21 protein-coding genes and 2 pseudogenes are annotated in these 21,539 nt (G+C 67.0%); 5 read left to right on the top strand and 18 right to left on the bottom strand.

All coding sequences use genetic code 11. From position 1 onward, the window contains the following. Window positions 1-3 precede the first annotated feature (3 nt). Window positions 4-384 (top strand): nitrite reductase small subunit NirD, encoded by a 381-nt coding sequence (gene nirD / locus G6N47_RS06050; RefSeq protein ID WP_083131769.1) that lies wholly within the window; start codon window positions 4-6, stop codon window positions 382-384. Here nirD and G6N47_RS06045 read toward each other — a convergent pair. The 9 genes from G6N47_RS06045 to ligD all read right to left on the bottom strand — a co-directional run bounded on the left by G6N47_RS06045 (window position 354) and on the right by ligD (window position 10,102). Further along, the gene (locus tag G6N47_RS06045) at window positions 354-1,043 is read right to left on the bottom strand and encodes a sirohydrochlorin chelatase (protein WP_083131770.1); all 690 of its coding nucleotides are present in this window, start codon (window positions 1,041-1,043) and stop codon (window positions 354-356) included. The two genes, nirD and G6N47_RS06045, sit on opposite strands and share 31 nt — an antisense overlap. Next, complete coding sequence (locus G6N47_RS06040) at window positions 1,040-2,182, bottom strand: uroporphyrinogen-III synthase (RefSeq protein ID WP_083131771.1); 1,143 nt, start codon at window positions 2,180-2,182, stop codon at window positions 1,040-1,042. The genes G6N47_RS06045 and G6N47_RS06040 overlap by 4 nt, the downstream gene beginning before the upstream one ends. Window positions 2,183-2,269: 87 nt before the next feature. Further along, window positions 2,270-3,670 (bottom strand): MFS transporter, encoded by a 1,401-nt coding sequence (locus tag G6N47_RS06035; RefSeq protein WP_083131772.1) that lies wholly within the window; start codon window positions 3,668-3,670, stop codon window positions 2,270-2,272. A 390-nt stretch (window positions 3,671-4,060) separates the two neighbouring features. After that, window positions 4,061-5,470 carry a nitrate/nitrite transporter gene (locus G6N47_RS06030; RefSeq protein ID WP_083131773.1) on the bottom strand — a complete coding sequence of 470 codons (1,410 nt, stop codon included), beginning with the start codon at window positions 5,468-5,470 and terminating at the stop codon, window positions 4,061-4,063. 180 nt (window positions 5,471-5,650) lie between these two features. Then, window positions 5,651-6,196 carry a GNAT family N-acetyltransferase gene (locus tag G6N47_RS06025; protein WP_083131774.1) on the bottom strand — a complete coding sequence of 182 codons (546 nt, stop codon included), beginning with the start codon at window positions 6,194-6,196 and terminating at the stop codon, window positions 5,651-5,653. A 9-nt stretch (window positions 6,197-6,205) separates the two neighbouring features. Further along, window positions 6,206-7,123 carry a 5-oxoprolinase/urea amidolyase family protein gene (locus G6N47_RS06020; RefSeq protein ID WP_083131775.1) on the bottom strand — a complete coding sequence of 306 codons (918 nt, stop codon included), beginning with the start codon at window positions 7,121-7,123 and terminating at the stop codon, window positions 6,206-6,208. An 11-nt stretch (window positions 7,124-7,134) separates the two neighbouring features. Then, on the bottom strand, window positions 7,135-7,785 hold the full coding sequence (locus G6N47_RS06015; protein ID WP_083131776.1) for a 5-oxoprolinase subunit B family protein: 651 nt from the start codon (window positions 7,783-7,785) through the stop codon (window positions 7,135-7,137). A 74-nt stretch (window positions 7,786-7,859) separates the two neighbouring features. Further along, on the bottom strand, window positions 7,860-8,849 hold the full coding sequence (locus tag G6N47_RS06010) for an ABC transporter substrate-binding protein (RefSeq protein WP_083131777.1): 990 nt from the start codon (window positions 8,847-8,849) through the stop codon (window positions 7,860-7,862). Between the two features lie 38 nt (window positions 8,850-8,887). After that, window positions 8,888-10,102: a non-homologous end-joining DNA ligase gene (ligD, locus tag G6N47_RS06005; RefSeq protein WP_083131778.1), complete on the bottom strand. Its 1,215-nt coding sequence runs from the start codon at window positions 10,100-10,102 to the stop codon at window positions 8,888-8,890. Window positions 10,103-10,158: 56 nt separating this feature from the next. Here ligD and fadD2 point away from each other — a divergent pair, with 56 nt between their 5' ends. Continuing rightward, complete coding sequence (gene fadD2, locus G6N47_RS06000; RefSeq protein WP_083131779.1) at window positions 10,159-11,832, top strand: long-chain-fatty-acid--CoA ligase FadD2; 1,674 nt, start codon at window positions 10,159-10,161, stop codon at window positions 11,830-11,832. 98 nt (window positions 11,833-11,930) lie between these two features. On the opposite strand, the gene G6N47_RS05995 is transcribed toward fadD2, so the two are convergent. From G6N47_RS05995 to G6N47_RS05980, 4 genes are read right to left on the bottom strand one after another with little or no spacing between them, the layout of a single operon-like run. Continuing rightward, on the bottom strand, window positions 11,931-14,105 hold the full coding sequence (locus G6N47_RS05995) for an acyl-CoA dehydrogenase (RefSeq protein WP_083131780.1): 2,175 nt from the start codon (window positions 14,103-14,105) through the stop codon (window positions 11,931-11,933). A 42-nt stretch (window positions 14,106-14,147) separates the two neighbouring features. Then, window positions 14,148-15,098, bottom strand: a complete 951-nt coding sequence (locus tag G6N47_RS05990; RefSeq protein ID WP_083131832.1) for a 2-hydroxyacid dehydrogenase — start codon at window positions 15,096-15,098, stop codon at window positions 14,148-14,150. Beyond that, window positions 15,095-16,216, bottom strand: a complete 1,122-nt coding sequence (locus G6N47_RS05985; RefSeq protein WP_083131781.1) for an alpha/beta hydrolase — start codon at window positions 16,214-16,216, stop codon at window positions 15,095-15,097. The genes G6N47_RS05990 and G6N47_RS05985 overlap by 4 nt, the downstream gene beginning before the upstream one ends. Window position 16,217: 1 nt before the next feature. Then, the gene (locus G6N47_RS05980) at window positions 16,218-16,856 is read right to left on the bottom strand and encodes a TetR/AcrR family transcriptional regulator (protein ID WP_232080312.1); all 639 of its coding nucleotides are present in this window, start codon (window positions 16,854-16,856) and stop codon (window positions 16,218-16,220) included. A 135-nt stretch (window positions 16,857-16,991) separates the two neighbouring features. On the opposite strand from G6N47_RS05980, the gene G6N47_RS05975 reads away from it, so the two are divergent. Further along, a complete protein-coding gene (locus G6N47_RS05975; RefSeq protein WP_083131783.1) occupies window positions 16,992-17,567 on the top strand; it encodes a VOC family protein in 576 nt (191 codons plus the stop codon). On the opposite strand, the gene G6N47_RS05970 is transcribed toward G6N47_RS05975, so the two are convergent. Next, window positions 17,564-18,202: a TetR/AcrR family transcriptional regulator gene (locus G6N47_RS05970; RefSeq protein WP_372517504.1), complete on the bottom strand. Its 639-nt coding sequence runs from the start codon at window positions 18,200-18,202 to the stop codon at window positions 17,564-17,566. The two genes, G6N47_RS05975 and G6N47_RS05970, sit on opposite strands and share 4 nt — an antisense overlap. 81 nt (window positions 18,203-18,283) lie before the next feature. On the opposite strand from G6N47_RS05970, the gene G6N47_RS05965 reads away from it, so the two are divergent. Further along, window positions 18,284-19,192 (top strand): oxygenase MpaB family protein, encoded by a 909-nt coding sequence (locus G6N47_RS05965; protein ID WP_083131785.1) that lies wholly within the window; start codon window positions 18,284-18,286, stop codon window positions 19,190-19,192. Here the strand turns inward: G6N47_RS05965 and G6N47_RS05960 are convergent, their stop codons facing one another. Both G6N47_RS05960 and G6N47_RS05955 read right to left on the bottom strand, forming a co-directional pair. Beyond that, window positions 19,193-19,621, bottom strand: coding sequence for a type II toxin-antitoxin system VapC family toxin (locus G6N47_RS05960; RefSeq protein WP_083131786.1), 429 nt, complete (start codon window positions 19,619-19,621; stop codon window positions 19,193-19,195). It abuts the gene before it with no gap. A 2-nt stretch (window positions 19,622-19,623) separates the two neighbouring features. Next, window positions 19,624-19,878, bottom strand: coding sequence for a ribbon-helix-helix protein, CopG family (locus G6N47_RS05955; protein WP_083131787.1), 255 nt, complete (start codon window positions 19,876-19,878; stop codon window positions 19,624-19,626). A gap of 115 nt (window positions 19,879-19,993) precedes the next feature. On the opposite strand from G6N47_RS05955, the gene G6N47_RS05950 reads away from it, so the two are divergent. After that, window positions 19,994-20,899, top strand: a complete 906-nt coding sequence (locus G6N47_RS05950; protein WP_083131788.1) for a class I SAM-dependent methyltransferase — start codon at window positions 19,994-19,996, stop codon at window positions 20,897-20,899. Here G6N47_RS05950 and G6N47_RS30280 read toward each other — a convergent pair. Then, window positions 20,889-20,963, bottom strand: a pseudogene (locus tag G6N47_RS30280) (PPW family C-terminal domain-containing PPE protein); the annotation flags it as partial. The gene G6N47_RS05950 and the pseudogene G6N47_RS30280 overlap by 11 nt on opposite strands. After that, window positions 20,960-21,343 (bottom strand): annotated as a pseudogene (locus tag G6N47_RS05945) (PPE family protein); the annotation flags it as partial. The pseudogenes G6N47_RS30280 and G6N47_RS05945, both read right to left, overlap by 4 nt. Window positions 21,344-21,539: the final 196 nt, after the last annotated feature.

Genomic DNA, 21,539 nt, shown 5'->3' with positions numbered 1-21,539 from the left:
CTCATGACGCTGGTAGATGACATGACCAAGACCTGGACCGCGGCGTGCGCCTACGACTACCTGATCCCGGGCCGCGGTGTCGGGGTGCTGCTCGACGACGGATCGCAAGCGGCGCTGTTCCGCCTCGCCGACGGATCGCTGCACGCGCTGGGCAACATCGACCCGTTCTCCGGCGCCGCGGTGATGTCCCGCGGCATCGTGGGTGACCGCAGTGGGCGGCCGGTCGTTCAGTCACCGATCGCCAAGCAGGCCTTCGCATTCGACGACGGCCGCTGCCTCGACGACCCTGCTGTGGCAGTGCCCGTGTATCCGACGCGGGTGACCGACGGGATCGTCCAGGTGGGCCGATTCGGTCACACCGGCGCGCACGCGAGGGCGGCCTGAAACCGGCCGGCGATCAGCCGCACCAGAGCCGGGTGAGTGCCAAGCGGCGCGCTGACGACGTCGGCCCCGCAGTGCCGCAACCGCTCCTGGAACAAGCCCTCGGCAAGTAGGTAGGACGCCACCACGACCCGGCCGGCGGATCGGCTGCGCGCCGACGCGACGGCCTCCGCCACACTGGGTTCGCCGGTGGCCGCGAACGCCAGCTCGACCGGCGAGCCCGTGAGCGCGGACAGCAGCATCGCGGTGGTACGCAAGTCGGCGCGCGCCGGTTTATCCGATGTGCCCGCAGCAGCCAGGACGACGGAATCGCCTGGACGCCAACCGGACTCGCGTATCTGCTGGAGGACGATCCGCGCCAGTTGTGCGCTGGGCCCCAGCGCGGGTGTCACCGTGACGTCGGGATGGCCGCTGGCGGCGACGTGGGTGGGCAGGTCGGTGCGAACGTGATAGCCACGCGACAGGAACGCGGGCACCACGACCGCCGGCTCAGCCAGGACCGTTGCGTCGGACAGTATCTCGCTGGGCGTGGGGCCCAGCACGTCGACGAAACCCACGTGCACGGGGTGGTTCAGCACCGCGCTGACCTGCTCGACGAGGTCGCCGATCATGGCGATCCCCTCGGGTCTGCGGGTGCCGTGCGCCACCAGGATCAGGCTCACGCCACACCCGACTCTTCGTCGACCGCCAGCCGGTAACCGCGCTTGACCACGGTCGCCACAATGCTCTTGTCGCCCAAGGCAGTTCGCAGCCGCAGCACCGCGGTGTCGACCGCATGGGTGTCGGTGCCGTTGCCCGGAAGCGCCCGCAGCAGTTCACTGCGGGCCACCACCACGCCCGGACGTTGGGCCAATATCCGCAACGTCGCCATCCCCGCCGGTGACAGCGACTTGACGGTGCCGTCAACCACCACACACGAGCCGCGGATCTCGATGAGATGCCCGGCGGCCTGCACTGTGCGGGACCGCAGCCGGGGCAGTTCGTCGGCGATATGACGGGCCGGCGCGCCCAACCGCATCCGCTGCGGCGACGACGTCGGAATGCCCAACCGGACCAGCGGTTGAGCCGTCACCGGCCCGACGCACATCGCGCGCACGTCGCTGCGCAACGCGGCCAGCAACGCCTCGCCGATGCCCAGCTCGCGGGCACGCTGCAGGGTGGCTGCCACCGCAGGAGCGGAGGTGAAGCTGACGGCGTCCACTTGGCGCTGGGCGATCTGGGCGAGCAGTTGGTCGAATTCGCGGCTCGGCTTCGACGTCCATCGGTACACCCGGATCGGCACCACCTCGGCGCCTGCGGCGCGCAGCTCGTCGGCGAATTCCGGAAACGGATCCCAGTCCTGGCTGGCGCCGTGCAGCTGCAACGCGATGCGCCGCCCATGCACGCCGGCCTCGAGCAGGTAATGCAGTACCTCGCGGGATGATTCGGACTCCGGGCTCCATTCCTCGTGCAATCCGACGGCGCGCAGCGCGCCCGTCGCCTTGGGTCCGCGTGAGACGATCCGGGCGCTGCGCAGGGCGTCGATCAACGGGTTCACCAACCCCCACCCGTCGGCGGCCGCAATCCAGCCCCGAAAGCCGATACCGGTTGTCACGACCAGAATGTCCGGTCGGCGGGCGATCAGCGCTTCGGTGTGGCGGTGCAGTTCGTCGTCGTCGGGCAGGGCGACTTTGGTGATCGCCGGGGCGCCGCACACCGTGGCTCCGTGCCGGCGCAGCAGCGCAGAGAGCTCGTCGGCGCGGTGCGCGGAGGTGACCGCCACCCGGTAGCCGGCAAGGGGTGGCGAGTCGGGTTGACCCATATGAAGTGTGTAAGCCCGGCAGATTGCCGCTGCGTTACCTGGCAATTTCCGACGAGTTGCCCGGTGGTCACACCCGGGCGGCGTCGCTCACACGCGGGCGTGTGTCGGTTCGAGCTCTCCACCCGGCACGCGCGGCGCCGAAACGGGCGGGCGCACATACATTGCCCACGTCAGCACCGACGCCACGACGTAGAACACCAGGAAGACCCAGAACGCAGCTGTCTCTTCGCCGGTGCTCGCATACGACTGGCGCAGCGCAAGATTGATCGCCACGCCGCCGAACGCGCCCACCGCGCCGGCGAAGCCGATCAGGGCACCCGACATGTCCCGCGCCCAGTGGCGGCGCTCGGCCTCGCTGCCGTCCAACGTACGACTGCGGGCCTCGAAGATCGACGGGATCATCTTGAACACCGACCCGTTGCCGATGCCGGACAGGATGAACAGGGCGATAAAGCCGACGACGTACCCAACCAGCGCAGCGGTGCTCGTCGCGTAGCCGGTGTGCTCGTCGTACGTGCTGATTGCGACCAGCAGCCCGGAGGCCAGGATCATGCCGCCGAAGACTGCCAGCGTGATGCGGCCGCCGCCGATCCGGTCCGCCATCCGGCCGCCGTAGATGCGGGACAGCGACCCCAGCAGCGGCCCCAGGAACGCGATCTGCGCGACATGCAGTGAGGCCTGGGCGGCGGTCTGGCCGGTGGTCAGGAAGTTGATGTAGAGCACACGGCCGAAGGCAAAGGAGAACCCGATGAACGAGCCGAATGTGCCGATGTAGAGAAGCGAGATCACCCAGGTGTGGGGCTCGCGCAGAATCGAACCGATGTGGCCCACCTCGATGCGGTGATCGAGGTTGTCCATGAACAGCGCCGCCGCGATGCCGACGATCGCCAGCAACACCAGGTAGAACGCGCACACCCAGTAGGGCTGCCGGTTGCCGGCGATCGAGAGCACCAGCAGCCCGACCGCCTGCACGACGGCCACACCGAGGTTGCCGCCGCCTGCGTTGACCGCCAGCGCCCAGCCCTTGAGTCGCTGCGGGTAGAAGGCGTTCACGTTGGCCAGCGAGGCGGAGTAATTGCCGCCACCCAAGCCGGTGGCGGCCGCGCACAGCACATACGGCCACAGCGGCAGGCCCGGATTCGCAAGCAGCAGGATCGTTCCAACCGTAGGGATCAGCAGCACCAGCGCCGAAAACGTCGTCCAATTGCGGCCGCCGAATTTCGCGATACCCATCGTGTACGGGATACGCACACATCCGCCGACGAAGGTCGCCACCGCTGCCAGCAGGAATTTGTCACCCGGCGAGAAACCGTAGACCTCTTGGGGCATGAACAGCACCATCACCGACCACAGCGACCAGATCGAGAACGCGACGTGGTCGCCGGCCACCGTGCAAATCAGATTGCGACGCGCGACGGCCTTGTTACCGGCTTCCCAGGCCGCGGTGTCCTCGGGATTCCAGTCGGCGATGTGATGCGAGCGAGCCATGCAGTCCTAACCTTTCGGGTCCCAGATGCGTCGTTGCATTAACAGGGGTGCCGGCACGACCGAATCGGTGCGTGCACGGCACCCCTGCCGCCGGAGTCCGCCGCCACACGAAGTCTCCGGCATCCGCCAAGCCGCAAGCGAATTAGCCCGCGCCTATCTCGGTGCAGGCACCCCACATTGGGGCTTGTAACGATGTATTCGGCAATCTCACCTCAGGACCCAAACCCGGTCAAGCCAGATCGGGCGATAGCGCCTGAAAGTTGTGTCCCAGTTAGCTGAAAGGACGCTGGCAGACTACTGAGTTGCGCAACGTCGTTGCACCACAGTATGCTTCGCGGCCGCTTTTGACTTGCTAGCTCAGTTGGTCCTGGTCCCAACGCATTGCGTTCGTCATGTTTGGGCAAATGCGGCAGCCGGCGACACCACGTCGGATGCCGCGGCGGGTGTCCGCATCGGCCGGCGAACGTAGCGCGCCCAGGTCAGGATCGACGCACCGACGTAGAACGACACGAAGACCCAGAACGCTGCCGTCGCCGAGCCGTTGCTCAAATAGGACTGGCGCAGCGCCAGATTGATGCCGACGCCGCCGAGGGCGCCGATGGCACCGGCGAGCCCGATCAATGCTCCGGACATGGCCCGTGACCAATGCTGGCGCTCGGCTTCGGTGGCGTTCAACGATCGGCTGCGCGCGTCGAAAATCGACGGAATCATCTTGTATACCGAGCCATTTCCTATGCCGGACAACACGAACAGCGCGACGAAACCGACGACATACCCGACCATGGTGGCACCCGTCGCGGGGCCGCGGGTGTTGTCGTCGAGCGTGCTGGCGCCGATCAGCAGCCCGGCGGCCAAAATCATTCCGGTGAACGTAACCAGCGTGATGCGCCCGCCGCCGACGCGGTCGGCAAGCTTTCCGCCGTATACCCGCGACACCGATCCCAGCAGCGGCCCGATGAAGGCGATCTGGGCGGCGTGGAGCGCGGCCTGTGCGGCGCTCTGGCCGCCGGCGGCGAAGTTGATCTGCAGGATCTGGCCGAATGCGAACGAGAAACCGATGAACGACCCAAACGTGCCGACGTACAACAACGCGATGATCCAGGTGTCGCGCATGGACAGAATGGACCGCATTGCGGTGACGTCGATCTTGTGGTGGTCCAAGTTGTCCATGAACAACGCCGCACCCACTCCGGCGACCGCCAGAAAGATCAGATAGAACGCGCATACCCAGTAGGGCTGCCGGTTGCCGGCGGTGGCGATGACCAGCAGCCCGACCAACTGGATCGTCGGCACCCCGATGTTGCCGCCACCGGCGTTGAGGCCCAGCGCCCAACCCTTGAGCCGCTGCGGGTAGAACGCGTTGATGTTGGTCATCGACGACGCGAAGTTGCCGCCCCCGAAGCCTGTCAACGCCGCGCACACCAGGTACGGCCACAGCGGCAGACCGGGGTGGGCCAGCAGCCACATGGTGCTGACCGTCGGGATCAGCAGCACGAACGCCGAGAACATCGTCCAGTTCCGGCCGCCGAACGTCGCGGTGGCCAGGGTGTAGGGAATGCGCAGGAAGGCACCGACCAGGGTGGCGGTGGCGGCCAACAGGAACTTGTCGCCGGCCGAAAAGCCGTACACGGCCTGCGGCATGAACAACACCAGCACCGACCAGATGGACCAGATCGAGAAGCCGACATGCTCGGCCACCACCGACCAGATCAGGTTGCGGCGGGCGATGTTCTTGTTACCGGCCTCCCAGGCCACAACGTCCTCGGGATCCCAGTCGGTGATCAAATGTGTACGTGGCATGCGGCCACGCTAGGAATTCTTTGTTGCCCGAAAGCTGTCCGGCGTGTCCCTGATGTGAACTTCCGATCACCGGCTGTGTGACGCGGTGTGATTCGTCCGGCGCGCGTGGCGCGTATCACATTTGGTTCGGAGGCCGGGTCACCTAGCGAAACCCGTTGCGTAGGAGCGGAATACCGGTGACTACCAGACGTCGCCGTCACGCCAATCGCACATCAGCTCCGCGGAGGTGTCCAGGCTGATGCCGACGGGGAATACGAACACCGACCCGTCGTCGTCGGGAGTGCGGGTCGGTCCGGTGGGCGCCAGCACCGAGAGCGGTCCGTTCCACGGCAGCCACCCGCGCACGGTGTAGAGCCGTCGCCCCCGGTCCGAGGAGCTCAGCGCTCCCAGCGGGTAGCCGCCGCGGATCACTTGCTCGCACGCATCGAGGATGGCGATCGCCAGGCCTTGGCCGCGCCACTCTTCGGCCACCGCGACCGCTTCGATGTAGCCGCAGCGCAACGATGTGCCGCGGTAGATGATCCGGCGTTGTATCACCGCGCCGTGGGCGATGATCGCGCCGTGATGCCAAATGAGGGCGTGCATCCCGCCCAATGCGTGGTCCCAGTCGGTGTCGCTGAATTCACCGGCGAACGCCGCGGTGACCATGTCGTGGGCGCTGTGGCGGGTCTCGGCGTCGAGATCCGCGGTGTGAACCAGGCGGGCGGTGTGGACCTGGGTGCGCACACCTACGGTCTACCAGGCCGAGGGGCCCGCCGTCACGGAGCCGGAAACCGCCGCCAGCGGCGACCTGTGCCGGCACCAGTGCAGCCGGACGTATTGGCCGGGGCGCACCTGGGCCAGCTTGTCGACGTCGTCGTCGGCGACGACGCCGACTACCGGATAGCCGCCCGTCACCGGGTGATCCGGGCCCAGTATCACGGGTAAACCGTTGGGCGGCACCTGGATTGCGCCGCGGGTGGCTCCTTCACTGGGTAGCTGACGATCCGGCCAGCGGTATTGCAGCGGCCGTCCCTCCAGACGCATCCCCACCCGGTCGCTGCGGTCGGAGACCATCCAGATGGTGTGCACCAGCGCGTCGGGATCGGCCAGCCAGTCGTCGCGCGGGCCGGGCACCACCATCAGTTCCACGAGGTGCTCGTCGATCCCGGCGACCGGCGCCTGGTCGAGTTCGGGGTAGTCGTCGGTGTGCTCGCCGACCGGCAGCACGTCACCGGGCTGCAGCGGCAGCGGCCCGATCGCCGACATCACGTCGTAGCTGCGCGAGCCGAGCACCGGTGTCACGTCGATGCCGCCGCGGACGCTCAGATAGCTGCGCAGGCCGGAGTACGGCGTGCCCAGCGAGATCACGTCGCCGTCGCGGACGTGGTGAATGCTGTTGTTGCCGAAGGCAATTCCGTTGACCGTCGGGTCGGTGTCGGCGCCGGTGACCGCGATGTCGACGTCGCCGCCGCGGACCCGGGCCGAAAAACCGCCGAAGGTCACCTCGATGGTGGCGCGGTCGTCGGGGTTGGCCACCAGTCGGTTGGCCAGGGTGTGCGAACGGCGGTCGGCGGCCCCCGACCGGGTGACGCCGAGGTGGGCGAGTCCGACCCGTCCGAGGTCCTGGACCAGTGCCAGCGGTCCGGTGCGCAGGATTTCCAAAGTGGTCACCGGTGATCTCCTTACGCGGCTCGGAACTGGACCCACATGCCCGGCGTCAGCAGCGCCGGGTTGGGACGGTCGATATCCCACAGGACCGCGTCGGTGTGGCCGATCAGCTGCCACCCGCCGGGGGACCGACGCGGATAGATGCCGCTGAACTCACCGGCCAGGGCCACCGCGCCGGCCGGCACTGAGGGCCGCGGCTCCGATCGCCGTGGTACCGCCAGCCGCTCGTCGCCGCCCACCAGGTACGCGAAACCCGGTGCGAAACCGGCGAATCCGACCCGCCATGGCGTCGAAGTGTGCGCGTTGATGACTTGAGCGGTGCTCAGCCCGGTGCGCTCGGCGACCTCGGCGAGGTCGGCGCCGTCGTAGACGACGTCGATCACCACTTCGACGCTTCCGTGCGGCGGCGCGGTCTCGACGGTGTCGGTATCCACCCGCAACCCGCGCAGGCGATGACGGACGACGCCCTGGTAGCGCGGGCTGTCGAGCTTAACCAGCACGGTGCGGGAAGCCGGGACGATGTCGAGGACGCCGGGCAGCGCCGCCTCGCGCAGCGCAGCGGTGGCCGCCAGCACCTCGGCGGTGCTGTCGAACTGCAGCAGCAGCGCCCGATCGCCGTAGTCGAGGACGGTGTTGGCCACCGTCAGATCCAGTGCCACGCTCATTACTCGACAGTAACTCCGGGTTTGCGAGGCGGCGAGAATTTTTCGAGCACTGCCAGAGCAGCCTTAGCAAATGCTTAGACGCCAAGGGCTTTCGTGATCAGCGGCGGCAATTGGTCGGCCACCACCGGGTAGCTCAGCGGGGAGGCAAAGGCGATTGCGCCGGCTTGATCCTTGGTGGTGAAAACGCTGTGGCTCTGCCGGGCGGCCACCTCGGGGACGGTCAGCAGCGCCTGCTGATCCTGCTCGCCGTCGGTGGTCCAGATCAGCACGTCGGCCGCGGCGAGCACGCCCTGCATCTTGTCGCGAGGAATGAACGCGCGCTGCGAATCGACGGCGAATGAAGCGATGCTGTCGCTGACCACCAGACCCATCTGGGTCAAGAACTCCGTACGCCAACCCGTAGTCGCCACGGCATTGTCTTGGTAGAGCCGACCCTGCAGCAGCAGTACCTTCTTGCCCTTGAATTGCGGGTTCTGCTGGGCGAGCGACGTGAACTTCTGGTCGACGCCGTCGATCAGTGACTTCATCTGGTCGGCTTGGAAGACCGCTTGGCCGATGGCGGTGGCTTGCTGCTTCCACGGTTCGAAGAACGCCTCGCCGTCGGCCTGTGCGATCGTGGGCGCGACTGCGGCGAGCTTTTGGTAGGTGTCGGCGTCGACGCCGGCGTTGGTCGCCACGATCAGATCCGGTTTCAGTCTGGCGATCTGGTCGACCGGAATTCCGTTATCCAGGTTCAGCACAACGGGTTTGGCGTCGCCCAGTTTCGGTTGGGCCCAGGGCCACACCGCGAACGGCTGGTCGCCGAACCAGTTGGTCACCGCGATCGGCACGACCCCGACCGCCAGCAAGTCGTCCTGTCCGGTGTAGCCGGCGCTGACCACCCGCTTGGGTGGCGCCGGGATGGTTGTCTCGCCGAACACATGCGGGATCGTCACGGGCCCAGCGCCATCGGTCCTTGGCGCCGGTTTGTGCGACGAGCACGCGGCCGCGGCGGTCAGCAGCCCGGCCGCGCCGGCAACGCCCAGGAATTCGCGCCGACCCAGAACCCGGTCAGTCGCGCGCATGCAGCGATTCTCTCCTATACAGCGACGCGGCGGGCCACTTAACGCGTCGGCCATGGGCTGTAGTCGGCGATCAACTGCTCCTGTGGCGGCCGCTGGTCTTCCGGCACATGCTGCAGGTTGATCCGGATCCGATACCAGATGGAACTCGGCCCGCGCATCCCGTCGACCAGCACGTCGGCCGGCTGCAGCCGATCGGCGGCGGCGGGGTAGCGGTCCCGCCAGGTGTCCAACGCGGCCATCGCCTCGTCCTTGGTCTTGGTGCGGGCGATCTCGATGAGCGGCATCGGGGACTGGCGGCGGCCCGGTCCCGCTCGTTTGCGGGCGCCTTTCGGCGCTTTCTCGGCGGGGCCGAGTTCTTCGGCCAGCACCAGCAGCCGTTCCAGGCCGGCCGTTTCGGAGTCCATGCCCGCCCACGGGTCGCCGACGTCGGCGAAGCGGGCTGGCACGCTGGCCATCGTGAACGCGGCCGGATCGCAGCCGGCGACCTCGTCCCAGTGCAGCGGCGTGGACACCCGCGCGTCCGGCGTGGCCCGCACCGAATACGCCGACGCGACCGTGCGGTCCTTGGCGTTTTGGTTGAAGTCGACGAACACCCCCTGGCGTTCCTCCTTCCACCACCGGGCGGTGGCCAGCTCCGGCGCGCGTCGCTCGACCTCGCGGGCCACCGTCTGGGCGGCCAGCCGCACCTGCCGAAACGTCCAGTCCGGCGCGATGCGCGCATAGATATGGAAGCCCCGCGACCCCGACGTCTTGGGCCACGGCGTCAACCCGTAGTCCTCGAGGACCTCACGAGCGACGGCGGCCACGTCGACGATCTGGGGCCACTCGACGCCGGGCATCGGGTCCAGGTCGACCCGCAACTCGTCGGGGTGGTCGAGGTCTTGCGCGAGCACCGGGTGTGGGTTGAGGTCGACGCAGCCGAGGTTGACCGCCCACGCCAGCCCGGCGGGATCGTGAATGACGGCCTCGGCGGCCGAGGTGCCCGACGCGTAGCGCAGTTCGGCGACGTCGACCCAGTCCGGCCGCTTGGCGGGCGCGCGCTTCTGGAAGATCGCTTCCTGGTCGATGCCTTTGACGAAACGCTTCAGGATCATTGGTCGGCCTGCCACACCTCGTAGCGCCCCGTCGGCGACGGCCAGGTAGTAGTGGATCAGGTCCAGCTTGGTGTGGCCGGCAGCCGGGAAAATCACCTTGTCCGGATGGGTGATCCGGACCCGGCGCCCACCGATTTCCAGGGTCACCGGGCCGGTCATGGGTTCATGGTAATTTTCCCGGTCGGACTGCGACGTGGGTCACATATGGTGGGGTCATGCCTAGTTTGCTTGACCCGTTCGGGGCCGTGGCCAAAGTCCAGCAGTATGCGTCCCGCGGCCTGGCCGAACTGCACTACGTGCGCAAGATCTTCGAAGCGGGCGGGTTCCCGATCGAGGCGCCGCAGAACGTGGCGGCGATGGTGAACGACATCCGCAAGTGGGGCGAGATCGGCATGCTGCCCGCCCTGCACGCGCGGCGCACTCCCGACAAGGTGGCGATCATCGACGACGACGGCGAGTTGACCTGGAAGGAACTCGACGACGCCGCCAACGCCGTCGCCCACGGTCTGCTGGACAAGGGCGTCAAAGGCGGCGACGGGGTTGCGCTTCTGGCGCGCAACAGCCGCTGGTTCGCCATCGCGGAGTACGGGTGCGCCCGGGTCGGTGCCCGCATCATCTTGCTGAACAGCTCGTTCTCCGGCCCGCAGATCAAGGAGGTGTCGGAGCGCGAAGACGCCAAACTGATCATCTACGACGACGAGTACACCGAAGACGTCCGCAAGGCCGAACCGCCGTTGGGCAAGCTGCGGGCCCTGGGGACCAATCCCGACTCGGACAAGGATTCGGGCAGCACCGATGAGACGCTCGCGGAACTGATCGAACGCAGCAGCGGCACGCCGGCACCCAAGGCAAGCAAGCACTCCTCGATCATCATTTTGACCAGCGGCACCACCGGCACGCCGAAGGGTGCGAACCGCAGCACCCCGCCAACCCTGGCCCCGATCGGCGGCATCCTGTCGCATGTCCCGTTCAAGGCCGGCGAGGTGACGGCGCTGCCGGCGCCGATGTTTCACGCGCTGGGCTTCCTGCACGCCACCATCGGGGCTTTCCTGGGCTCGACGCTGGTGTTGCACCGCAAGTTCAAGCCGCCGCAGGTGCTCGAAGACATCGAAAAGTACAAAGTGACGGCGGTTGTGGTCGTGCCGGTGATGTTGGCGCGGATGCTTGATGCGCTGGAAAAGATGGACTCCAAGCCCGACCTGTCGAGCTTGCGGATCATCTTCGCGTCCGGCTCCGCGCTGAACGCCGACGTGGCCGAACGCGCGCTCAAGGACTTCGGGCCGGTGGTCTACAACATGTACGGCTCGACGGAGATCGCGTTCGCCACGATCGCGGAACCCAAACATTTGCAATACAATTCGTCGACGGCCGGACCTGTTGTCAAGGGGGTGCGGGTCAAGATCTTCGACGAAAACGGCAAAGAGTTGCCCCAGGGTGAGGTCGGCTGGATCTTCGTCGGCACCAGCTTTCCGTTCGAGGGCTACACCGGCGGCGGGGGCAAGCAGATCATCGACGGAATGTTGTCGTCAGGCGACGTCGGCTATTTCGACGAGAAGGGCCTGCTCTACATCAGCGGCCGCGACGACGAGATGATCGTCTCGGGCGGCGAGAACGTCTTCCCCGCCGAAGTCGAGGACTGCATCACCGGCCACCCGGATGTGGTGGAAGCCACGGCGATTGGCGTCGAGGACAAGGAGTGGGGCCACCGGTTGCGCGCGTTCGTCGTCAAGAAGGAAGGCGCCGACATCGACGAGGACACCGTCAAGAAGTACGTGAGAGATCAGTTGGCGCGCTACAAGGTGCCGCGCGAAGTGATCTTCCTCGACGAGCTACCGCGCAATCCGACCGGCAAGATCCTCAAACGCGAACTGCGCGAGATGGACGTCTAGGTTTTTCGGCGGGCGCGTGTCGCGGCGCGTTCAGATTGCGTCCAGGGCTGTAGTTTTCGACAAATCACGACCCTGAGCGCAATTTCGACGCGAAAAGCTTACGGGTCGCGCGGGAGGCCCAACAGCCGCTCGGCGATGATGTTGAGCTGTACCTCCGACGTGCCGCCGTAGATCGTGGTGGCGCGGCTGGCCAACAGATACTCCGCCCACTTGCCCGGCAGCTGCTCGGGGTCACCGATGGCGGCGTCGGTGCCGAACGTGGACACCGCGAATTCGGCGTAGCCCTGGCCGGTGCGCATCGACAGCAGTTTGGAGATCGCCGCCGACGGCATCGCGTCGCCGCCGGCCAGCGTCAGCAGCGTCGAGCGCATGTTGAGCACCTTGGCGGCATGCCCCTCGGCGATCAACTGCCCGGCCCGGTAGTGGGCCGCCTGGTCGAATTGGCCGTCGCGAATGAACTCGACGAAGCCGTCGAGGTTGGCCAAGAACGGTGCCTCGCTGCTGCCGATCGAAACCCGTTCGGCGGTAAGCGTATTGCGGCTGACCTCCCAGCCGCGGTTCACCTCGCCGAGCACCAGCTCGTCGGGCACGAACACGTCGTCGATGAAGACGGTGTTGAACATCGCGCCGCCGGTGAGCTCGCGCAGCGGTTTGACTTCGACGCCTTCGCTGTTCATGTCGAGCAGGAAGTAGGTGATGCCGTTGTGTTTCGGTGCCGACGGGTCCGTCCTGGCCAGCAGCGCGCCCCACTGCGAGAACTGCGCGGCGGTGGTCCAGATCTTCTGCCCGGTAATGCGCCAGCCGCCGTCGGCCCTGGTGGCCTTGGTGCTCAACCCCGCCAGATCAGATCCGGCGCCCGGCTCGGAAAACAGCTGGCACCAGATCATTTCGCCACGGAACGTCGGCGGCAGGAACCGCTGCTTCTGCTCCTCGGTGCCGAACGCCACGATCGACGGGACGATCCACGACGCGATGCCGATCTGCGGGCGCTTGACCCGCCCGGTCTCGAACTCCTGGGCGATGATGATCTGCTCGACCGGACTGGCGGCGCGTCCCCACGGCTTCGGCAGATACGGCAACACCCAGCCGCCCTCGGCGATCGCGACGGTGCGCTCGTCGCGGGGCATCGCCTTGAGCGCGGCCACCTCGCCGCGGATCTGCTCACGCAATTTCTCGGTGTCCGGATCCAAGTCGATGTTCAGCGCGCGCATCCCGGTGCTCGTCGCGGTGTCGACCACCCGCTGCGGGTAATCGGTGCGACGGCCAAAGGATGCGGCCAGGATCAGCGCGCGCCGGTAGTACACGTTGGTGTCGTGCTCCCAAGTGAACCCGATCCCGCCGTGCACCTGGATGCAGTCCTGGGTACAGCGCTGAGCAGCTGCCGGCGCTAACGTTGCCGCCACCGCTGCCGCGAATTCGACTGCGGGACTGGCCTCGTCGATCGCACGGGCCGCGTCCCACACCGCCGCGGTGGCCCGCTCGGTGTCGGCGACCATCTCGGCGCACTTGTGCTTGACGGCCTGGAACTGGCCGATCGGCCTGCCGAACTGCTCGCGGATCTTGGCGTATTCCGACGCCGTGTCGGTGGCCCACCGCGCGACGCCGACGGCCTCGGCGGACAGCAGCGTGGATATCAGGGCGTGGGCGGTGGTCATCGACAGGTTGCTCAGCACCGCGTCGTCGCCGACCTCGACGGCGTTGGCGCGCACATGGGCGATCGGCCGCAGTGGGTCGACGCTTTTGACCGGTTCAATCTCGAGTTGGTCGGCGCGCAGCACGACCCAGTCCTCGCCGCTGTCGATGGCCACCGGCAACACCAGCACCGACGCCTGCGCGGCCGCCGGCACCGCCCGGACCTCGCCGCGGATCACCAAGCCGTCACCGTGCCGGGTGGCGGTCAGGCCGGGGCCCAGCGCGTAGGCGGCGATGGCCGCGCCCGACGCCAGGTCGTTCAGCACCTTGGTGTCCGGGTCGTGCGCCGAGATCAGCGCGCTGGCAATCGCCGACGGCACGAACGGGCCCGGCACCGCACCGTAGCCGAATTCGGCGAGCACCACCGCCAATTCGAGGATGCCAAAGCCTTGTCCCCCAACGGATTCCGCCAAATGCACGCCCTGCAAACCCTGTTCGGCCGCGCTCTGCCAATACGGCGGGGGATTGTCGATCGGCGTTTCCAGCGCCGCGTGCAAAACCTCCGACGGCGCTACCCGCGCCACCAGGGACCGCACCGAATCGGCCAAGTCTTGATGCTCAGGAGTTATCGCGATCGGCATCGCCTTGCCCTGCCTTTCGTAGGGGCCACGTCCACCCTCAATCTAATAACCGGTCGGTTGGTTGACTACATGGGCCAGCTGCTGCCCGTCGCGCAGGCGACGGCAGTTGGCGACGGCCTCGATCAGATAGCGCCGCATCGTGTCGGCGGTGTACCAACTGACATGCGGGGTCAGCACCACGTTGTCCAGGCTCAGCAGCGGGTTGTCCGGCGGCACCGGCTCGACGGCGAACACATCCAGTCCGGCTGCCGCCAGCGGCCCGGTGCGCAGCGCGTCCACCAAGGCTGCCTCGTCGACGATCTCGCCGCGCGACGTGTTGACCAATACCGCGCCGGGCTTCATGGTGGCCAGCTCGTCGCGGCCGAGCAGGCGTCGCGTCGACGGCGTCAACGGCAAGTGCAGCGAGACGATGTCGCTGGCGGTCAGCAGGTCCGGCAGCGCGCGCCAGCCCGGCAAGCCGTCGTCGCGGGTGCTGGTGTGCAGCACCGTCGCGCCCATCGCGGCGACGATTTGGCCGACGTGTTTGGCGATGTTGCCGTAGCCGACCATCCCGACTGTGCAGCCGCCGATGTCGCGCACGGTTTCGCCCAGTTGCGGGTCGGACGGCCAGCCGCGGCCCTCACGGGTGAGCCGGTCGAGCACCGGCAGCCGGCGCAGCGCGGCCAGCATCAGCAGCACCGCGCCCTCGGCCACCGACGGCGCGTTGGCGCCGGGCATGTTGGCCACCGCGATGCCCTGCTCGGTGGCGGCCTGCACGTCGATGGTGTTGACCCCGGCGCCGAGTTTGTGCACCAGCCGCAGCTTCGGGGCGCGCTGCAAGTCGTCCCCGGACAGCGGCCGCAGCACGTGCCAGATCACGTCGGCGTCGGGCAGCTCGCGGTAGAACGCGCTGTCGTCGTCGCCGGCGCACCACCGGACGTCGAGCCAGTCCGTTTCGGGCGCAACGAAATCCAGCACCTTCTGTCCGGGGACAAAGTGGGCGAGGACTCTCAGCGCCACCTTTTGGCAATCCACTTGGCGATTGTGTCAGCCTGCTCGCTGCGCGCTCCGGGGGTGGTGAAGTAGTGGTCGGTGTTGATGGTGCACATCGACTTGTCGGTGCTGGCCAGTGCGTCGTAGATGCGCTGGGCGTCCGAGGGAAAGACCCCGGTGTCGGCGTCGGCGTTGATAACCAGCGCCGGGCAGGTGATGCGCGCCAGATGCGGCTCGGCCCGGGTCTGCGCGGTCCGCAGGCTCCACATCCCCAGCCAGTTGTGCAAGGTGCAGGCCGCCGCGATGCCGTGCGCCGACCGGTTCGCCTTGGCCGGAACCCCGGCGTAGCACATGTTGGGCTGACGTTTGGTGGGCTCGATGGCCGGGTCGACCATCCGCGGATCAGCCCAGGTCCGCATCACGGTGAACGGCCGATCGGAAAACCCCGCTGCCCGTACACGTTTCAGCTCCTTTTCGGCCCAGTCGGTGATCGCGTGGTTACGGGCGATCTGGGCCGAGCGGTAGCGCGCGACGAACTCCTCGGAAAACGGTGGACCGTTGCTTTCGTTGAACAGATCAAGATCCGGATCGGTGGCGATGGGGTCGTTCTCGTCGATGACGGCGGCGTCCATCCATGCCGTCAGCACGTCGGGACGACCGGGGTGGGCGGCGCTGGCGACGTAGCCGTCGGCGGGCAGCAACTCGGTCAACCCGCTGGCGGGCCGCATGCCGGGCAGCGGGTTTACGTTCGGCTCGACCGCTTGTGACTGGTAGGCCGCCATCAGGGAACCGCCTCCGGAGTTGCCGAGCAGCACAATGGTTTCCACGTTCTGGACCTCGCGCAGCCAGCGCACCCCGACGCCGATGTCAACCAGGGCGTGGTCGAGCAAGAAGCTGCTTTCGAAGCCGCGGAACCTTGTGTTCCAGCCGAGGAACCCGATGCCGCGGGTGGCCATGTAGTCCGCGAGATAGTGCTCGGAGAAGTCGATCTGGTAGTGGGTTGCGATCATCGCGACCTTCGGCTTGCGCCCGACGCCGCGGTGATACAGCCCCTGACAGGGGTTTCCGCCCGCCCCGGCACGACGCGCGGTGGGTGAGGGCAGTCCGATGAACTCGCGAATGACTCCAGGGGTGGCCATCTCAGCGGACCTCCTTGTAGTAGATGGCGCGGTAGAAGATGTTGGCCAGCGTGTTGATGCAAGCCTCGTCGTCTGGGTCACCGGCCAAATACGAACGAGCGCCGCTGAGCTGCAGGTAGCAGAACTGGTTGAACATCGCCACGATCGCCACCGCGATCAACTCCGGGTCGTCGTCGGCGCAGTACCCGTCGGCCTGTGCGCGTCGCACCGTTTCGGTGATGAAAGAGACCGGGACCGCGCAGATCTCGGCCCAGTACTGGGCGAAGTCGTCGCTGACCATCGCCAGCTGTGACACGCTGATCATCTCCGCGAGCCGGTTGCGATACGTGTGCCAGTGTGCTGCCGCCACCTCGTGTGCCCGCTCGCGATTAGAAAGGCCATGCTGGACAACGGTTTTCGCACGCTGATTGGCTTCGTCGCGAAATCGCAGCGCCCACTCGCGGATCATCGCCTCTTTGGAGTCGTAGTAGTTGTATAACGACGCCGTCGAGCGTCCTGCTTCGGTGGCGATGTCGGCGATGGTGGCGGCCAGAATCCCTTTGCGCGCGATGACGGCCCTGGCGGCGGCGTCGATGGCGGCCTGGGTTCGGCGGCCACGATGCGTGGGCAAGTCGGCGCGCTGGCCGGGCTGCTCGGACACGGTGTACACCGGTGGCGCCTCCTTCGCTGCGACCCATGCGACCCTTGGAAGAGAGCTGAATCTGATGTTAGATTCAGATCCAGATCTTCGTGCACGGATCAGCGATACGCGCGCCGACCGACGGGAGCCCGGCAGATGATCAAGCCGCACAACCCCAACCCCGAATTCGAACTCGGTGGGATCAACCATGTCGCGCTGGTGTGTTCGGACATGGCCCGCACCGTCGACTTCTACAGCAACATCCTCGGCATGCCGCTGGTCAAGTCGCTGGACCTGCCAGGCGGTCAGGGTCAGCACTTCTTCTTCGACGCCGGCAACGGCGACTGCGTTGCGTTCTTCTGGTTCGCCGATGCCCCCGACCGCGTGCCGGGTGTGTCGTCTCCGGCTGCGATTCCCGGGATCGGGGACATCACCAGCGCGGTCAGCACGATGAACCACCTGGCCTTCCATGTTCCCGCCGAGAAGTTCGACGACTACCGAAAGCGGCTCAAAGAAAAGGGTGTACGGGTCGGTCCGGTGCTCAACCACGACGAGAGCGAGATGCAGGTCTCGGCGACGCTGCACCCCGGCGTCTACGTGCGATCCTTCTACTTCCAGGACCCGGACGGCATCACACTCGAGTTTGCTTGCTGGACAAAGGAATTCAGCGGCAGCGACGCCAAGGCCGTGCCGAAGACGGCGGCCGACCGCCGGGTGCCGGTGGGTAACTAATCGCGGTAAAGCGCCGGGTCGGCCAATCCGTCGAGCAGCGAAGCCAGGTGGTCGACGAGCTGCTCGGAATCCAACCGCACCTCGCCGGCCAGCCAGGCGCTCAGTGTTTGCCCGACGCCGCCAACCACGAAATGCGCGGTGGCGGTGATCCGGTCGTTGCGCTGCATCCTCAGCACCGCGCCCGCGTGCTGGCCGGACAGCATTGCGAACAGGGCGCTGGACTCCTCGCGTTTGCGCACCAAGACCGCGTTGGCCGGCTGCGAACTGAACAGCAAACGCCCCACCCGCGGATCGCCGTCGATGGTGCGCACGATGTTGGCCATGCCGGCGCGGGTCTGCTCCTCGGGAGGTGCGGCGGCCACCGCGGCCTGGGTGGTGGCGGCCAGGTCGGCGATCACCCAGTCGAACACCGCGCCGACGAACTCGTCCTTGTTGGCGAAGCTCTCGTAGAAGTAGCGAGCGGCCACCCCGGCGCGACGGCACACACCCCGTACGGTCAGCTCGGCAGGGTCCTGCTGATCGGTGCCCAGCAAATCCAAACCGGCGGCAAGTAAGCGACTGCGACGCGCGGCCAGTCGCTCGGCCGGATCGATGCCCCGATAGGGCCGCACGCTCGTCGTCTCCGCCGGGGCCATGGCCACCATCTTGACATCGAAGTCAACCGGGCGGCAATATCAGGAAACAGGCGTTCTCACAATTAGCGGGCAGGTGTGGCGATGACGATCAGCGAACCCATCGGGCAGGTCGAGCGTGCGGTGAGCGATCCGCCCGACCAGCGGTTGGCCCGGCGCAACCGCCGCCGTCTGCGGGCGGCGGGCATGGACGACGGCCTGATGGGCGTGGCGCTGCTGGCCGGCCCCGCCAACGTGATCATGCAACTGGCCCGTCCCGGCGTCGGCTATGGCGTGCTGGAAAGCCGGGTGGAAAGCGGCCGCGTCGACCTGCATCCGATCAAGCGGGCGCGCACCACGTTCACCTACCTGGCGGTGGCCAGCGCGGGCAGCGACGAGCAGAAGGCGGCGTTTCGCCGGGCGGTGAACCGTGCGCACGCGCAGGTGTATTCGACGGACGAAAGCCCGGTGGCCTACAACGCATTCGACCCGGAGTTGCAGCGCTGGGTCGGCGCCTGCCTGTACAAGGGCGGGGTCGACATCTACCGCATCTTCGTCGGCGAAATGGACGACGACGAGGCCGAGCGGCACTATCGCGAGGGGATGGCGCTGGGCACCACTCTGCAGGTTCCGCCGGAGATGTGGCCGGCCGATCGCGCCGCGTTCGACCGGTACTGGCAGGAGTCGCTGGACAAGGTGCACATCGACGACGCCGTGCGCGAGTACCTCTATCCGATCGCGGTGGGCCGGATGCCCGGCGTGACACTGCCCGGGCCGGTACAGCGCTGGCTGGACAGTTTCGGCCTGCTGATCACCGCCGGCTTTCTGCCGCAACGGTTCCGCGACGAGATGCGCTTCGAGTGGGACGCCGCCAAGCAGCGTCGGTTCGACCGGTTGATGGCCGTGCTGCGGTTCGCCAACAACCTGATGCCGCGGTTCGTCCGGAAATTCCCGTTCAACGTGCTGCTGTGGGATCTGGACCGGCGGATCAAGAGGGGCCTCCCGTTGGTGTGATCACACCGTCGGCCGGATGTGGCGCACCGCGGTGAACCGGGCGAAGTCGCGATCGAGAGTTACCACTGCACAGTGATGTTCGGCGGCGATTGCGGCGAGCACCGCGTCGGGAATCAGGTCGCCGGAGGCATCGGCCTCCTCGGCGATTTCGCGGAGCAGCGTCAGGTGTCGTGGGCCGGGGTTCGCGGGGAGATGGTGTGGTTGGGCATTGGTCGCCTCGATGAAGGCGAATGCCGCGGCTAGCGGTGTCGGGATCTCAAAGATCCGGCGATTTGTCGCCAATCGAAGAAACGACGCCCACACCACGTTCGGCACGCCAAAGGGCTCGTCACCAGCGAGCAGTTGATCGAACCAGGGGCGGACAGTCGGGTGATCCGGGTGGTCACCCCGGTGAGCGGCCAGCACCACGTTGACGTCGAGAAGGAACATCCTCACCGACGCCTGTTCAGGTCGAGACCTTCGTCGAGAACTTCGGCCAAGGCGCGGTTGGAGGTCAACTCCAGGCCCGGCCGTGGGCCGGTGCCGTGGAATATCGGGACTTTCGGTCGCGGCTTGGAGTCGGGCGCCGCGGCGAGTTCGCGGCGAAGGGCATCCTCGATCACCGCCCCGAGCGATTGTCCTCGTTCGCGTGCCCGCCGCTTGGCGGCCGCCAGGAGTTCGTCAGAGATCGATACCGTGGTGCGCATGATGCCTACGGTACCGCATCAGTAGCATCACACTTCGCGGCGCTGCGATCGCTAGCTATTCCGGTTGCGCCGCACCGGGAATGGCGTTTCAGCCGGTTGCCGTAGTGTCGGTGCTATGCGTACTGAGAATGACACCTGGGACATCACGACGAGTGTCGGTTCGACCGCGTTATTCGTGGCCACCGCCCGTGCTTTGGAGGCGCAAAAGCCCGACCCACTGGCCGTCGACCCGTTCGCCGAAGTGTTCTGTCGCGCGGTGGGTGGCGACTGGGCCGGTGTGCTCGACGGCAAAGTGCCCGACCACCAATTGAAGACAGACGATTTCGGCCGGCACTTCGTCAACTTCCAGGGCGCCCGCACCAAGTATTTCGACAACTACTTCCGGCAGGCGGCCGACGCAGGCGTCCGCCAGGTGGTCATCTTGGCGGCGGGGCTGGACTCCCGCGCCTACCGGCTGCCCTGGCCCGGCGGCACGACGATCTTCGAGTTGGACCAGCCTCAGGTGCTGGAGTTCAAGCGCGAAGTGCTTGCCGAACACGGCGCCCAGCCACGTGCCGAGCGTCGTGAGGTTGCCGTCGACCTGCGGGAGGACTGGCCACAGGCGTTGCGGGACAGCGGCTTTGACCCGGCCAAGCCGTCGGCCTGGATTGCCGAAGGTCTGCTGATCTACCTTCCGGCCACCGCGCAGCATCAGTTGTTCACCGGGATCGATGCATTGGCCGCCCCCGGCAGCCGTGTGGGCCTGGAGGACGGGGCCCCGATGCCGCCGGAGGAGTTCGCCGCCGCGGTCGAGGAAGAACGTGCAGCAAGAGCCGAAGGCGATCAGCGGCTGTTCTTCCAGTTGGTCTACAACGAGCAGTGCGCACCGGCCGACCAGTGGTTCGGTGAGCGCGGCTGGAACGCCGTGCCGACGCCGCTGGGGGACTACCTACGGGAAGTCGGCCGACCGGTTCCGGAGCCGGGTACCGAGGCGGCGCCGATGATCGCCCGCAACACGTTGGTCAGCGCGGTCAAGAGCTGATCTCCCAGCTGCCCGGCACCATCGGAACGGTCGGTCCGCCACCGAACCGATCGTCGTTCAGAAATTGGTCGCCAGCAACACGGCATGGGTGGCGTGGTTGGCCGCCAGTTCGGCCAGCGTCGGCATGGTGGCCAATGCGGTTGCGTAAGCGGTTGCCGCGCTCACCTGCTGGGCGGCCGTCGCGGCGCTGTCCGCGCTGGCCTGCATCAGCCAGGCCAGGTAAGGAGCGTGGGCGGCAACGTAGGACTCCGCGCTGGAGCCCTCCCATGCGCCGGCTTGCACCGCTTCCAGCACAGCAGTGAGTTCGTCTGCGGCGGAGGCGTATTCGGTGCTCAGCGAGTCCCACGCGGCGGCGGACGCCAGCAACGGCCCCGGACCAGCTCCGCTGCTCAGCAACGTCGAGTGCACTTCGGGCGGGAACGCCATCCAGATCGGCGCAGTCATTGCACACCTCTTCCGATAACGACTCCGCACTGCGGGGCTTGTCAAAGCCGCCCCACATAGGACGTACTACGATATTCTATGACCGCAGACACGGAAATTTACCTGCAATAACTCCGTATTAGCTGTGACAAATTGCCGTTATGTCCGCGGCTGCGCAGATAGGATCCATGCGGTGGCGGGCCTGGCCCGGCGATGC

It is taken from the genome of Mycobacterium branderi, assembly GCF_010728725.1.
GTDB classification, from domain to species: Bacteria; Actinomycetota; Actinomycetes; order Mycobacteriales; family Mycobacteriaceae; genus Mycobacterium; species Mycobacterium branderi.
The sequence above is the reverse complement of the archived record's forward strand: the minus strand, read 5'-3'. Positions and strand labels throughout refer to the sequence as shown.

Coding starts and splice junctions, on each gene's coding strand:
- G6N47_RS06010 (WP_083131777.1), bottom strand. CDS start 8,849: ATGCGCGCGACTGACCGGGTTCTGGGTCGGCGCGAATTCCTGGGCGTT.
- nirD (WP_083131769.1), top strand. CDS start 4: ATGACGCTGGTAGATGACATGACCAAGACCTGGACCGCGGCGTGCGCC.
- G6N47_RS05995 (WP_083131780.1), bottom strand. CDS start 14,105: ATGCCGATCGCGATAACTCCTGAGCATCAAGACTTGGCCGATTCGGTG.
- G6N47_RS06040 (WP_083131771.1), bottom strand. CDS start 2,182: ATGGGTCAACCCGACTCGCCACCCCTTGCCGGCTACCGGGTGGCGGTC.
- G6N47_RS06015 (WP_083131776.1), bottom strand. CDS start 7,785: ATGAGCGTGGCACTGGATCTGACGGTGGCCAACACCGTCCTCGACTAC.
- G6N47_RS05970 (WP_372517504.1), bottom strand. CDS start 18,202: ATGGCCCCGGCGGAGACGACGAGCGTGCGGCCCTATCGGGGCATCGAT.
- G6N47_RS05955 (WP_083131787.1), bottom strand. CDS start 19,878: ATGCGCACCACGGTATCGATCTCTGACGAACTCCTGGCGGCCGCCAAG.
- ligD (WP_083131778.1), bottom strand. CDS start 10,102: ATGACCGGCCCGGTGACCCTGGAAATCGGTGGGCGCCGGGTCCGGATC.
- G6N47_RS06030 (WP_083131773.1), bottom strand. CDS start 5,470: ATGCCACGTACACATTTGATCACCGACTGGGATCCCGAGGACGTTGTG.
- G6N47_RS05985 (WP_083131781.1), bottom strand. CDS start 16,216: ATGGCCACCCCTGGAGTCATTCGCGAGTTCATCGGACTGCCCTCACCC.
- fadD2 (WP_083131779.1), top strand. CDS start 10,159: ATGCCTAGTTTGCTTGACCCGTTCGGGGCCGTGGCCAAAGTCCAGCAG.
- G6N47_RS05950 (WP_083131788.1), top strand. CDS start 19,994: ATGCGTACTGAGAATGACACCTGGGACATCACGACGAGTGTCGGTTCG.
- G6N47_RS05965 (WP_083131785.1), top strand. CDS start 18,284: ATGACGATCAGCGAACCCATCGGGCAGGTCGAGCGTGCGGTGAGCGAT.
- G6N47_RS06035 (WP_083131772.1), bottom strand. CDS start 3,670: ATGGCTCGCTCGCATCACATCGCCGACTGGAATCCCGAGGACACCGCG.
- G6N47_RS05975 (WP_083131783.1), top strand. CDS start 16,992: ATGATCAAGCCGCACAACCCCAACCCCGAATTCGAACTCGGTGGGATC.
- G6N47_RS05960 (WP_083131786.1), bottom strand. CDS start 19,621: ATGTTCCTTCTCGACGTCAACGTGGTGCTGGCCGCTCACCGGGGTGAC.